General features: G+C 66.2%; 12 protein-coding genes. 2 read left to right on the forward strand and 10 right to left on the reverse strand.

Annotated elements, in window-relative coordinates:
- Positions 1-12 precede the first annotated feature (12 nt).
- The 3 genes from EN857_RS05175 to EN857_RS05185 all read right to left on the reverse strand — a co-directional run bounded on the left by EN857_RS05175 (position 13) and on the right by EN857_RS05185 (position 4229).
- Positions 13-804, reverse strand: a complete 792-nt coding sequence (locus tag EN857_RS05175) for an anti-sigma factor (RefSeq protein ID WP_127284255.1) — start codon at positions 802-804, stop codon at positions 13-15.
- Complete coding sequence (locus EN857_RS05180) at positions 801-1319, reverse strand: RNA polymerase sigma factor (RefSeq protein WP_127393954.1); 519 nt, start codon at positions 1317-1319, stop codon at positions 801-803. Before EN857_RS05180 ends, EN857_RS05175 begins: the two co-directional genes overlap by 4 nt.
- Positions 1320-1460: 141 nt before the next feature.
- Positions 1461-4229, reverse strand: a complete 2769-nt coding sequence (locus EN857_RS05185; protein ID WP_135858070.1) for a DUF2339 domain-containing protein — start codon at positions 4227-4229, stop codon at positions 1461-1463.
- A 254-nt stretch (positions 4230-4483) separates the two neighbouring features.
- On the opposite strand from EN857_RS05185, the gene EN857_RS05190 reads away from it, so the two are divergent.
- The gene (locus EN857_RS05190) at positions 4484-4948 is read left to right on the forward strand and encodes an NUDIX domain-containing protein (protein ID WP_127392463.1); all 465 of its coding nucleotides are present in this window, start codon (positions 4484-4486) and stop codon (positions 4946-4948) included.
- A gap of 9 nt (positions 4949-4957) precedes the next feature.
- On the opposite strand, the gene recO is transcribed toward EN857_RS05190, so the two are convergent.
- Entirely contained in the window at positions 4958-5707 is a 750-nt protein-coding gene (gene recO, locus EN857_RS05195; protein ID WP_127392462.1) for a DNA repair protein RecO, read from the reverse strand.
- A gap of 235 nt (positions 5708-5942) precedes the next feature.
- Between recO and EN857_RS05200 the strand changes: the two genes are divergently transcribed.
- Complete coding sequence (locus EN857_RS05200; RefSeq protein WP_127392461.1) at positions 5943-6743, forward strand: type II CAAX endopeptidase family protein; 801 nt, start codon at positions 5943-5945, stop codon at positions 6741-6743.
- A 56-nt stretch (positions 6744-6799) separates the two neighbouring features.
- Here the strand turns inward: EN857_RS05200 and era are convergent, their stop codons facing one another.
- The 6 genes from era to EN857_RS05230 all read right to left on the reverse strand — a co-directional run bounded on the left by era (position 6800) and on the right by EN857_RS05230 (position 11395).
- A complete protein-coding gene (era, locus tag EN857_RS05205) occupies positions 6800-7726 on the reverse strand; it encodes a GTPase Era (RefSeq protein ID WP_127392460.1) in 927 nt (308 codons plus the stop codon).
- Positions 7723-8448, reverse strand: coding sequence for a ribonuclease III (rnc, locus tag EN857_RS05210; RefSeq protein WP_127392459.1), 726 nt, complete (start codon positions 8446-8448; stop codon positions 7723-7725). The genes era and rnc overlap by 4 nt, the downstream gene beginning before the upstream one ends.
- A 3-nt stretch (positions 8449-8451) precedes the next feature.
- Positions 8452-9201, reverse strand: coding sequence for a signal peptidase I (gene lepB, locus EN857_RS05215; protein WP_127286192.1), 750 nt, complete (start codon positions 9199-9201; stop codon positions 8452-8454).
- Between the two features lie 76 nt (positions 9202-9277).
- Positions 9278-9691, reverse strand: a complete 414-nt coding sequence (gene acpS, locus EN857_RS05220) for a holo-ACP synthase (protein ID WP_127392458.1) — start codon at positions 9689-9691, stop codon at positions 9278-9280.
- Complete coding sequence (locus EN857_RS05225; protein WP_127286190.1) at positions 9688-10281, reverse strand: DUF2062 domain-containing protein; 594 nt, start codon at positions 10279-10281, stop codon at positions 9688-9690. The genes acpS and EN857_RS05225 overlap by 4 nt, the downstream gene beginning before the upstream one ends.
- Before the next feature lie 568 nt (positions 10282-10849).
- A complete protein-coding gene (locus EN857_RS05230) occupies positions 10850-11395 on the reverse strand; it encodes a DUF417 family protein (RefSeq protein WP_127392457.1) in 546 nt (181 codons plus the stop codon).
- Between the last annotated feature and the right edge of the window lie 524 nt (positions 11396-11919).

Consider the following 11919-nt stretch of genomic DNA (forward strand, 5'->3'; position numbering starts at 1 on the left):
AACCCGCTGTTTTCAACTGGCGAGGCCGGCCAGAAGCTGACCGTAGGCGCTCTTGGCGACCGCCGCCAGCCGCTCGCGCGGCAGCGAGCCGACGACGGCGCAGCCATAGCCCTTGTCCAGCCAGTAGACAGCCTCGGGGCCGTCGGCCTCCGCTGCATAGGTGCCCTTGGATTTGCCGGCCGATTCGGCGGTCACGAACAGCGAGATGCGCTCCCCATTGGCGTCTTCATAGAGCAGCATCGCCGCCTTGCCCTGGCCGGCGGGCAACAACCGGCCACCGACCAGCTGGAAGCCCTCGGCCACCAGATCGGGCGCGACCAGCTTCAGGCCGACGCGGTTGGACAACCAGGTCTGCAAATGATCCTTGTCGCTCGCCGGCACCTCGACCGCATGGCGCTTCTCGGCGGCATAGATGACATGGGCCGCGATCGCCTGCTCGGCGAGCAGATCCTCGCTTTCGCCTCCCCTGCCGATGCCATCGATGCCAGCGACATAACCGGCAAGCCCGCCGATCACCAGCACGGCGGCGGCCGCGGCCGAAAGCCACCAGCGCGAGCGCCGGGCTGTCGTCCTTCCTGGAGCCTCGCCGAACACGGCCTGCTTCAGCCGTGCCGGCACCGGTTCTTCGAGCACGCCGGCAAAGGCGGCGCGAAGGGCAGCCCGATCGGCGACGAAGCGGGCGCTCCTTGCCTTCATTTCGGGATTGGCCTCGAGCCAGGCCTCATAGGCCATGCGCTCCTCGCCGGGCAGCTCGCCGTCGAGGGCCATGTGGATGTCGCGTTCGGAGAAATCGCGCCGGGTCATTTCTCGACGATCCTTATCGAGCGGCGGCGCGCCGTATCATCCAGCAGGCCGCGCAGTTCCTCGCGCCCGCGCGCGATGCGCGACATCAGCGTGCCGGCCGGCACGCCAAGGATGTTGGCCGCCTCGGCATAGGAAAAGCCCTCGATCGCCACCATGACCAGCGCCGCGCGGCGATCGGGGCTGATCGCCTGCAAGGCATCGATGATCTCGCGCGAGGCGATGCTCTCGACCTGATCGGCCGGAGCTGCCTGCGCCTCGCCGGACTCGAGCGGCAGCATCGCCGCCTCGCCGCGCCGGTTCACCTTGCGCATCTGGTCGATGAACAGATGATGCATGATCGTAAACAGCCACCTCCTGGGGCTTTCTCCCGTCTGCCAGTTATCGAGCCTGACCAGGGCCCGTTCGAGGCAGTCCTGGACGAGGTCGTCGGCCGAATCGCGGTCGCGCAGCAGCGAGCGCGCGTAGCGGCGCAAACGCGGTATTTCGCCAAGGATCGCTGCCTTCTTTTCGTCCATGACCGCTGGTTTTCGAGGTCGTTTTCCATCCAGATTGAACGCGCCTTTGGGGCGCGGCGCAAGCAGCCAGCGCGAAGCGGCCCACCGCTCCGGTTACCCAAGCAATGGAATGAACGCTGGCGGATGCCGGTTTATTCCCGGCTAGCCGATTGTTTCTGCTTGTTCCGCCTTCTCCTTCGCTGCTCTTGTCAGCAGCCGCTGGTAGAACAGGCCGATGCCGATCAGCACGGCGCCGAGGCCGATGAAGGACAGCGCCCTGAGCACGCCTTCCAGCTCCGACATGTCGAACAGGAAGACCTTCAGCACGGCGATCGCGATCAGCGCTGCCGAGGCGACGCGCAGCACCTGCGACTTCAGCCACACTCCGGCGGTCAGCAGCGCGACGCCGATGGCCAGCCACAGCGCCGAATAGGTGTAGGTTTCGACCTGGCCGAGCCCGCTCCACAGTCCGATGAACTCGCCTTTGAACAGCCGCCTGACCGACAGCGTCGCATAGGCGAAGGCGAGCAGCGAAGCGACCAGCGCCAGCATCGCCGCGTACCAGCGGGGGCGCTTGTCGCGGACGTAGAGCGCCAGCGCGCCGGCGGCGACCGCCGGCAGGAGATAGGCGAGGAAGAGGAGGTTGAACACCGGGATCGTCCCGGTCGATTCGTCAGTGAACAGCGGGTTCAGCACCACGAAATGCCGGACGGCGACGAAGGCGACGGAGAGCACGCCGACGGCCATCGAGCCGTAGCGCATCACCGAACTCGGCGAGCGCCTGTCGATGGCGACAAGGATGGCGCCGGCGCCAAGCGCGATCAGCGTGTAGATCGCCTGTTCGGCGAGCGTAACCGTGCCGGTGTCCAGCACACCGCCATGCATGGCGTGGCGCACCAGTATGGCGAGCGTGAGCAGCGCGAAGAGCGCCGCCCCCGCTTCCATCGCCAGGCGCGGCCGGCCGTTTGTGGTCCGGGCGAGCTGCCAGGCGGCGAAGCCGAAGGCTAGCGCCGGCACGCCGTAGCCCGGCAGCAGCCAGTTGAAGACAGGCGTCGTCGAAAGCGATGCGGCGCCGACAATGGTCGGGTCGTAGGCGACGCGGCCAAGCGTGGCGACGACGGCGCCAACCGAAATCCAGCCGAGCACCGGATAGGACCGCCAGCGGGTCGCCAGCGCCGGTACGACGGCCGCGGCGCCGACAAGCACGGTGGTCCAGCCGGAGCCGAAGGCCATATGCAGCATCAACAGGGCGGCGATCGCCGCGCCGCCGAGCGCGAAGGAGACGGCGACATCTCCCTTCAGCGGCGGCTCCTCGGCGCGCGCGAGCCATTCACCGCCGGCGGCGAAAGTCACGACCAGAAGAGCCGCGACCGCAGCGTAGAGGAAGTCGCGGTCGAGATTGCCGAAGGTGAACCACAGCGCCGTGAGCACGACCAGCGGCGCGATCACGGCCCAGGCCGCCCAGGACGCGGACCGGATGCGGGCGGTTGCCACCCATTGGCGCGCGGCCCAGAAGCCGGCGGCGATGAACAGCAGGCCGAGCCCGACGCCGATGTTGCGCGTCAACTGATCCGACACCACCACCGGCTGGCCGTCGACGCCGAGACTGCCGCCGACGATATCGGAACCGATCGAGGTCGGCGGGATGATGCCGAGATAGATCATCGCCGTCACCAGGCCGGCGGCATGGAGAAGCGGCAGCGCGCGCGGCCGATAGAGGGCCACGGCCAGCATCGCGGCAAGCAGCGCGGCGCCCGCCAGCGCATCACCGGCGACGGTGAAGGCCGGGTCGACCGAAAGCCCCAGCGCAGAAAGCCCGACGAAGATGGCGGGCGCGATCGACGGCCAGTCGAAACCGCCGGCGGATTCGGCTTCGGCGCCACGGGCGCCCAGCCAGACGAAGGCAAGCACAGCCAACGTCGCGGCATCGATGAATAGGATGGCCGACAGGTTCGCGGCGGGCGTGTTGGCCATGTAGAGGATGGTCCACAGGCCGGTGCCGACGAAGGCCGCCGCCACCAGCGCCTTCCAGTCGCGCAGGCGGGCAATCGCCGCGGTGGCGGCAAGCACGATCGCCAGATAGACGAACAGCGCCCAGGGATTGGGCGCCTGCGAGGAGACGAGCGCCGGCGTCGCCATGGCGCCGATCAGGCCGATGCCGGCTAGCGCCAGGCCATGGACCAGGCTCGCCGCGATCGTCGCCACGCCAATGACGCCGAGCAGCGTGAAGGCCAGCGCCGGACCGATGAAGCCGTAAATGCCATAAGCGGCATAGACGGTGCCGAACAGGATGAAGGCGCCGGCCGCCGTCAGGATCGCCGGGATATAGGCGCCGGCGGCACCCTGCACCGGCACCTTGAAGCCGGTGCGGCGGATGAATTCGCCGCCGCCGACCAGCACCAGGCCAAGGATGCCGGCCATGGTGAGGCGCACGCCGGGGCCGAAAATGCCGGCGTCGATGGTGTAGCGGATCAGGAACAGGCCGCCCAGCGCCAGCGCGATGCCGCCGACCCAGACCGCCCAGCGGGTGCCGAGCGCGGTCTCGACGTCGGTCTGCCGCGCTGCCTTCGCCGGTTGCGCGGCCTCGGCGGGGCCGGCCGCAGGCTCCGCCGCTGGCGGCGGCGCTTCGTCCTTGGCCCACGGTCCGGACACGACCTCGCCCGCAGCAGCGGCGGCCTGCGCCGCCGGCGCTTCGGCGCCAACATCATCCGCTACAGGAGGAGACGCTACCTCGGCCGTGATCGCCTCGGCCGGCTTGCCGTCGGCTTGCGGCTGTTCGGCCGGCCTGGCGGCCGGTAGCACGGCGCCCGAAAGCACGAGGCTGCGCAGCGCGCCAAGTTCGCGCTCGATCAGGCCGATGCGGCTCTGCTGGCGCGAAATGATGACGAACAGGGCGATGATGGCGGCAAGGCCGATCAGGCTTTCAAACATGGCGGTTCCCCCAAACCAGGCCGGTTGTCATTGACAATTGCGGCGGCCAGACGGCCGGTTCCTCCAGGCAAACGCGCCGCCGGATCGGCGACAGCAAAGATCGAGCATGTTTCGCAGCCGAATGCCAGCAGCTTGCAGCCTTTATCCAATGCCGAGGTGTCAAGGCGGCCAGGAATAGTCCTGCTGAGCGAGGTTGCGTGGCACGTGCTGCAAGTAGTCATGCTAGTGTCGGCCGGATTTGATGAGGATGACCAATGCCGCAACGCAGCGCGGGCCTGCTGATCTACAGGCGCACCGGCGGGGTTTTCGAATTTCTGCTTGTCCATCCCGGCGGACCATTCTGGGCAAGAAAGGATGAAGGGGCGTGGTCGATCCCGAAGGGACTTGTCGACGAGAGCGAGGATGAACTCGCAGCCGCGCGACGTGAGGCCGAGGAGGAACTGGGCGTCGCGATCGATGGACATTTCGAGCCGGTCGGCAGCTATCGGCAGCCGGGCGGCAAGATCGTGACGGCATGGAGTGTCGAATCTGACCTCGATGCGGACGCCGTCAGAAGCAACACGTTCACCATGGAGTGGCCACCGAGGTCGGGTTCAGTGAAAGAATTCCCCGAAGTGGACAAAGCCGGCTGGTTTTCCTTGCCGGAGGCCGGGCTCAAAATCCTGAAAGGCCAGCGCCCCATTCTCGGCGATTTCCTGGAGCGGCAAAACGCCGGCTAGCCGCAAGCGCTACTCTCCGGCGATCGCCTTGCCGGCCGCATGATGCCGGCGTAGCGCGGCGAGGAAACCGGCGCGGGCGTCGGGCGGTTCGAGGCCGCGCGGCTCGTAGACATGGCGGCTGAAGAAGAAGCCGGTCAGCCGGAACGCGTCCTCGAGCGCCGCCTGATCGGCACTGGGGCCCGAACGCTGCAGGAAGGCCGGCAGCGCCAGCATCTTGTCGTGCCAGGGGGCGCCGGCGGCGCGGGAGACGGCGCGGCCGGATTTCGGCGAGACATAGGCGAGGTCCTGCCTGGAGCCGGTCGCCGCGCACTGGCTGAGGTCGAGGCCGAAGCCGAGCTCGTCGAGGATCAGCAATTCGAAGCGCGCCACCAGCTCGCCCGCCGCGTCGGCGTCGTCGAGATGGGCGATCATGACGGCAAGCGTCTCATAGAGCGCACCATGGGCGTCGCGCTCGGGCAGCAAGCGCAGATGCGCGGCCATGGTCTGCAGGCCGTAGACGGCGACGGCGCTGTCGATCAGCCGGGCGGCGTTCATCTCGATCGCCTCGGCCTGGAAGGTGCCGAGATGCTCGTCGAGGCGGGCCCGCCACAGGAGATCGACGCGATTGCCCGGCTGCAGGACCGGCTGCTGCTTGCGCGAGCGGCCGCCGCGCACGAGGCCGAGATGGCGGCCATGGGCGCGCGTCATCACCTCGAGGATGGCGCTGGTTTCGCCATGCTTGCGGGTGCCGAGAATGATTCCCTCGTCGCGCCATTCCATGCGAGGGAGCATTTCACCGATCGGGCGGCGAAATCAAGGTTGTAACGGGCCGGGTGCCGGGACAGCCGCCAATCGCAAATATCGGAAATTTCTCAGAAACCGATCGGGATTTTTGTCCCGCGCTGGCGCCATATGCGGGCATGTCGACCGGCGCGGCCGGTCCCTTTGCTGTGGTCGACCCATCGGGCAAGCCGACCTCTCATTTGCCAATCCGCCCGACGAGAGGACCAGACAAATGCCTTCCTTCCTGAGCCTGGTGCGGGGGCACCAGCTGACCGCCTTCTTTTCGCTGGCGCTCGGCCTGACCTGGCTGGCGTTCATCCCCTTCTGGCTCTCCGGCGGCGAGAGCATTCCCTGGTTCACCTTCGGCCCGATGGTCGCCGGCTTCATCGTCGCCGCGCTTGCCGGCGGCTGGGCTTCGGTCAAGCCCATCCTCGCCTCGATGGTGAAGTGGCGGGTTCGCCCATTCTGGTATCTGGTGGCGTTCGGCCTGCCGTTCGGGGCGCAGTTCGCTTCGATCCTGATCAATCCGCTGTTCGGAGCGGCAGCCCCCGCCTGGGACAACATTCCCGCCGTCTACGAAATGCTGCCGATCATCGGCCTCTATGCGATCTTCAGCGGCCCGCTCGGCGAGGAGCCCGGCTGGCGCGGCTTCGCCACGCCACGACTGCTCGCCGGCCATTCCGCGCTTGCCGGCAGCCTGATCCTCGGCGTGATCTGGGCCATCTGGCACTTCCCGCTCGGCCTGGTCGGCGACCTCAGCCTCTACGGCACGATCAATGTCGTCCTGGCCGGCATCGTCTTCACATGGCTTTACCAGAACACCGCCAGCGTGCTTCTCGCCTTCCTGATGCATGTCACGCACCAGAACAGCGTGCGCTTCCTCGGCAAGGTGTTCGTCGACGGCGACTATGTGCAGCAGCAGTGGATCGGCGTGGCGATCTGGGCGGTCATCGCGGTCGCGATCGTCGCCTATTACGGCACGGAGTGCTTTGCGCGCCGGGAAAGGACAAAGCCGGCTGTCGCCACCGCCTGAACCCGCTCCTCAAACAGGCGCGGCGCCCGTCTCCGGGCGCCGCGCCTTTGCTTGCCTTAGTGCGGAAACTCCAACCCCATCTCGCGGTAGCGCTCGGGGTCGTCGCCCCAGTTCTCGCGCACCTTGACGAACAGGAAGAGGTGCACCTTCTGCTCCAGTATGCCCGCGATCTCCATGCGCGCCGCCTGGCCGATGGCGCGGATGGTCTCGCCCTTGTGGCCGAGTACGATCTTCTTCTGGCTGTCGCGCTCGACATAGATGACCTGCTCGATACGCACCGAGCCGTCCTTCTTCTCCTCCCATTTCTCGGTCTCGATATGGGAGGAATAGGGGAGCTCCTGATGCAGTCGCAGGTAGAGCTTTTCGCGGGTGATCTCGGCCGCGAGCTGGCGCATCGGCAGGTCGGAGATCTGGTCCTCCGGATAGTACCAGGGGCCGGCCGGCAAGGTTTGCGCAAGATAGTCGAGCAGGTCCTTGCAGCCGGAGCCGGTCAGTGCCGAGACCATGAAGGTGCGCTTGAACGGCACGCGCTCGTTCGCCGTCGCCGCCAGCGCCAGGAGCACCTCGGGCTTGACCCGGTCGACCTTGTTGAGGACCAGAAGCATCGGCTGCCGGACATCCTTCAGCCGGTCGAGAATGGCATCGGCGTCGCCGCGGATGCCGCGCTCGGCATCGATCAGAAGCACGACGATATCGGCGTCCTTCGCGCCGCCCCAGGCGGTGGTCACCATCGCCGTGTCCAGCCGCCGCTTCGGCTTGAAGATACCGGGCGTGTCGACGAAGACGATCTGGGCGTTCTCATGCGTGGCGATGCCGCGCACGATGGCGCGGGTGGTCTGCACCTTGTGGGTGACGATCGACACCTTGGCGCCGACCAGTTGGTTGACCAGCGTCGACTTGCCGGCATTGGGCGCGCCGATCAGCGCGACGAAGCCGGAGTGCGTCGCGGGGGCCTCGCCCGCCTGTGCCGCGTCTTCGCTCATGCCGCGCTTCCTTCATTCATCCAGACACCCTCGCGCAGCAGCAGCGCCGCCGCCGCCGCCTGCTCGGCCTCGCGCTTGGAGCGACCGCTGCCTATGGCCGGCGCGAACTGGCCGACCTTGACGCTGACGGTGAACAGCGGATCGTGGTCCGGCCCCTCCCTGCCGTCGATCCGGTAGGCGGGCGTCGCGCCCGCCGCCTGATGCGCCCATTCCTGCAATTCGGTCTTGGCGTCGCGACGGGCAGCGCCGATGGCCTGCGAGCGCGGCTGCCAATAGCGGTGGATGAACGCGCGGGCCGCATCCAGGCCGCCGTCGAGATAGAGCACGGCGATCAGCGATTCCAGCGCATCGGCGCGCAGGTTGACACGCTTGCGCCCGTCGAGGCCGCGCACGTCCGAGCCGGCGCGGATCAGTTCCGGCAGGCCGATCTCCTCGGCGATTTCGGACAGCGCCTCGGCATTGACCAGGGCGTTCAGCCGCAGCGACAGCTCGCCCTCGGCCGCGTTCGGGAATGCCGCAAGCAGCATGTCGGCCACGACAAGGCCAAGCACACGGTCGCCGAGGAATTCGAAGCGCTCATAGTCGACGCCGGCATGGCTCGACCGGGCGCTGGCATGGGTCAGCGCCCGCTGCAGCCGCTGGCGGTCGCCAAAGGCATGGCCTGTGCGCTCAATGAGCGCTTCGGCGAGCGCATCGGCGGTGAGCCGCTTCGTTGACGCCATCAGCTAGCTGACGAAATGGAACAGGCGCGCGGCTCGCATCAGCGACGGCCACTTCCAGACTTCGAGCGGGCTCGCGCCATCTGCGATCGAGAAGAAGATGATGTTGGCGCGGCCGACCAGGTTCTCTTCCGGCACGAAGCCGACGGTGAAGCGGCTGTCGGAAGAGTTGTCGCGATTGTCGCCCATCATGAAGTAGTGGCCGGGCGGCACGTCGAACTCGCGCGTGTTGTCGCCGATCGAGTTCGGCGTCAGGTCGAGCGTGTCATAAGTGATGCCGTTGGGCAGCGTCTCGCGATAGACATCGACCGGACGATCGACCTCGGTGATATCAGGGTTGTCGATCTGGCCGACCTTCTCGCGCGGCACGCCGGCGCCGTTGATGAAGAGCTGGCCGTCCTTGACCTGAATCTTGTCGCCGGGCAGGCCGATGACGCGCTTGATGTAGTCGATGGACGGGTCCGGCGGGAACTTGAACACCACCACGTCGCCACGCTTCGGCTCGGAGCCCCAGATACGGCCGGAGAAGATATCGGGACCGAACGGCAGCGAATAGCGCGAATAGCCATAGGACCATTTGGTGACGAAGAGATAGTCGCCTTCGAGCAAGGTCGGGCGCATCGATCCGGACGGGATCGAAAATGGCTGGAACAGGAAGGTGCGGATGACCAGCGCGAGCAGCAGCGCCTGAATGATGACGCTGACGGTTTCGCCAAGCCCGCCGGATTTCTTCTCGGATTTTTCAGCCACGCTCATGTCGTCCTCGATTGTGCGTTGGTTGGTATAGAGTCTCGGCGCGCGCTGGGCAACGTCAGCCGGAGGTCAGAAGCAATCAATGTGGCGCTTCTTCGGCGGGCAACGCCTCGATGATCACAAAGGCTTGAGCAAGCGGGAAATCGTCGGTGATGGTGAGGTGGATCGCCGCCCTATGCCCCCGCGGCAGGATCTTGCCGAGCTGTGCCGCCGCGCCGCCGGTCAGCGCCATGGTCGGCTTGCCGCCGGGCAGGTTGACGACGCCCATGTCGCGCCAGAAGACGCCATGCGCCATGCCCGTGCCCAGCGCCTTGGCGCAGGCCTCCTTGGCGGCGAAGCGCTTGGCGTAGGACGCGACGCGCGCCGCGCGGCCTTCCGAGCGGGCCTGCTCGACCTCGGTATAGATGCGCTGGATGAAGCGCTGGCCGTGCCGTTCCAGCGACTTCTCGATGCGTCTGATATCGATCAGGTCGCTGCCGATGCCGATGATCATTCCGCGGGAACTTCCCGCCCGCCATGACCACCGAGCCTGGCCTTGTGTGCCCTCTCGGCCATGCGCTTCCTGCGCCGCTCGCGAAAGGCGGTCATGCCCCATCGGGTGATGCCGTAGAAGAACAGGCCGAAGACGAGGCCGAGCGGCACCGCGCCGATCAGCATCGGCTCCAGCACCGGGTGCCACAGTTTCGCGAACGAAAGCGTGTGCATCATTTCCCCAAGGTGCTCAGGCGGTCCGTGCTTGGGCAGGCGTTCGTGCAGGATGAGCTTGCCGGTTTCCCAGGATGCACCCCACAGCAGCGGAAAGGTCAGCGGATTGCCGAAGAACACGGCGCCGAGCGCGGCCGCCACCAGATTTCCGGCGATTACCCAGCACAGCACGGCGGCGATCACGAAGTGGAAGCCGAGCGGGAAGAACGAGGCAAACACGCCGGCCGCGACGCCGGCGGCGACGGCATGCGGGGTGGCCTTCAGCCTCAGGATGCGCTTCGAGAAATACTGCACCGAGCGCGAGAACGAGCGGCGCGGCCAAAGATAGGTACGCACCCGCTCAAAAATGCCATCAGGCTCGCGGCGTCGAAAAAGCACTCTGTTCCGGTTCCTAGTACTCAACACAGGCTGTTCCGGCGATCCCGAGCCGGCAGGCGACTGCCATATCTTGCGCTTCGAGGCCGCCCGAAGGCAACAGCGACTTTGATATAGCGACGCGCCGACCGAAGGACAACGTCCGGCCAGCGTCTCGCCGCTCGAGCATATTAGAAACACGGCGGATTTGTGGAGACGGGAGTCAAGTCGCTGACGTGCGGCAGTTCGCCCCGCCAGCTAATGCAGCGCTGCGACGTCGGCCGCAACCTGGCGCTCGGCCGGCGTTGCCGCCCTCGCAAAGCAGCCGTCGCCGGAGTGAAGCAACGGTCCTGCCGATCTCACCGGGGATGATTGCGAGGTTGGCAGTCCGGGGTCCGATGAATCCGCTGAGGGTGCCGGATGTGGTCTTCCAATCTCTGACCAACTGCACCGCACAGTCCAAACGTGCAGGACCCGCTAGAGGTGCACCGCGGCCCCTTCAAGGAGCCTGCCGGGATTAGTCGGACTGAACTGCATGGCATCATGTCCTGGTTCGTCCGTCCTGCGCCAAATGGCGAGTAGGGTCATATTCTCACCCTTTGTTTCGCCGTTCATCGCCGTGTGCGATTTCCCGGTCGTGGCTCGACGCAAGTCGTTGCAGGCTGCCACCCAGTATGACCAGGCTCACGCCCAGCAATGCGACATCCTTGATTAGGAAGGCACCCAGCCCATTGAGAAAGGGAAACCCTTCCGAACCCGCCTCCCAGATTGGCAGAGCGAGCATTGTCGAGGCCGTCAGCGCAAAGGTGATTGAACCGATCGCGCCTCCGACGAGGCCAGCCCAGACACTGCGGAAAGACGCAGCCAGCAGAAGCGCAGCGATCAGTTCGATCACGCCCAGGAAGTAGGAAGCCCCGGCAAATCCGAATGCGGGATAAAGCCATGCCAGCCACGGCGTCTTCTCAACAAATGGCTTAAGCGCCTCGATCTCGATCGAGGTGAATTTCAAAATGCCGATCAACAGCAGCGGAAGCACCACCCCCGATAGGGCTACCGCACGGCCAACAGCAGCAAGGCGGTCGCCAGTTCGATTGATGCGCGCCACGAAGGGCGCGGTTGCGTTTGCCGGGGTGAACATAGCCTGCCTCCTTCTATTTATATGCTCCAAGCATACAATGACTCGATCTTGATGTATATGCTCCAAGCATATATTTTTCACTGATGGCTGATTCCAGGATCGAGAATGTGATTGGTGCTCTGGCGCTGGCCTTTGCGGACACGCTGCAGCGGGACGCTCAGGCACGAGCGCCGGAGCCCGGCCCCGCGGCGGCGGCCATCACCCTCGTTGGCCACGTACCTGGTCTCTCGATCGAGAGGCTGCGGCGCGCTCTTTCATTGTCGCATTCAGGCGCCGTTCGACTGGTCGATCGACTGGTCGCGGACGGATTGGCGGCTCGATCCTCGGCGCCTGACGATCATCGCGCGGTAGCGCTAAGACTCACGCCTCTGGGCGAGACGACCTGTGGTGCTATTCTTTCCGCTCGTCAGGCGGGGCTCGCATCAGCGCTCACAGTTCTAAGTTCGGAGGAGCTGCAGGAGTTCGGCCGACTTGCCGCCAAGCTGCTGCGCGGGCTCGTCAGCAGCGAGGACCATGCATACAGA

Source organism: Mesorhizobium sp. M4B.F.Ca.ET.214.01.1.1, assembly GCF_004791545.1.
GTDB classification, from domain to species: domain Bacteria; phylum Pseudomonadota; class Alphaproteobacteria; order Rhizobiales; family Rhizobiaceae; genus Mesorhizobium; species Mesorhizobium abyssinicae.

Coding starts and splice junctions, on each gene's coding strand:
- EN857_RS05175 (WP_127284255.1), bottom strand. CDS start 804: ATGACCCGGCGCGATTTCTCCGAACGCGACATCCACATGGCCCTCGAC.
- EN857_RS05200 (WP_127392461.1), top strand. CDS start 5,943: ATGCCTTCCTTCCTGAGCCTGGTGCGGGGGCACCAGCTGACCGCCTTC.
- EN857_RS05190 (WP_127392463.1), top strand. CDS start 4,484: ATGCCGCAACGCAGCGCGGGCCTGCTGATCTACAGGCGCACCGGCGGG.
- recO (WP_127392462.1), bottom strand. CDS start 5,707: ATGGAATGGCGCGACGAGGGAATCATTCTCGGCACCCGCAAGCATGGC.
- era (WP_127392460.1), bottom strand. CDS start 7,726: ATGAGCGAAGACGCGGCACAGGCGGGCGAGGCCCCCGCGACGCACTCC.
- EN857_RS05180 (WP_127393954.1), bottom strand. CDS start 1,319: ATGGACGAAAAGAAGGCAGCGATCCTTGGCGAAATACCGCGTTTGCGC.
- EN857_RS05185 (WP_135858070.1), bottom strand. CDS start 4,229: ATGTTTGAAAGCCTGATCGGCCTTGCCGCCATCATCGCCCTGTTCGTC.
- lepB (WP_127286192.1), bottom strand. CDS start 9,201: ATGAGCGTGGCTGAAAAATCCGAGAAGAAATCCGGCGGGCTTGGCGAA.
- EN857_RS05230 (WP_127392457.1), bottom strand. CDS start 11,395: ATGTTCACCCCGGCAAACGCAACCGCGCCCTTCGTGGCGCGCATCAAT.
- rnc (WP_127392459.1), bottom strand. CDS start 8,448: ATGGCGTCAACGAAGCGGCTCACCGCCGATGCGCTCGCCGAAGCGCTC.
- acpS (WP_127392458.1), bottom strand. CDS start 9,691: ATGATCATCGGCATCGGCAGCGACCTGATCGATATCAGACGCATCGAG.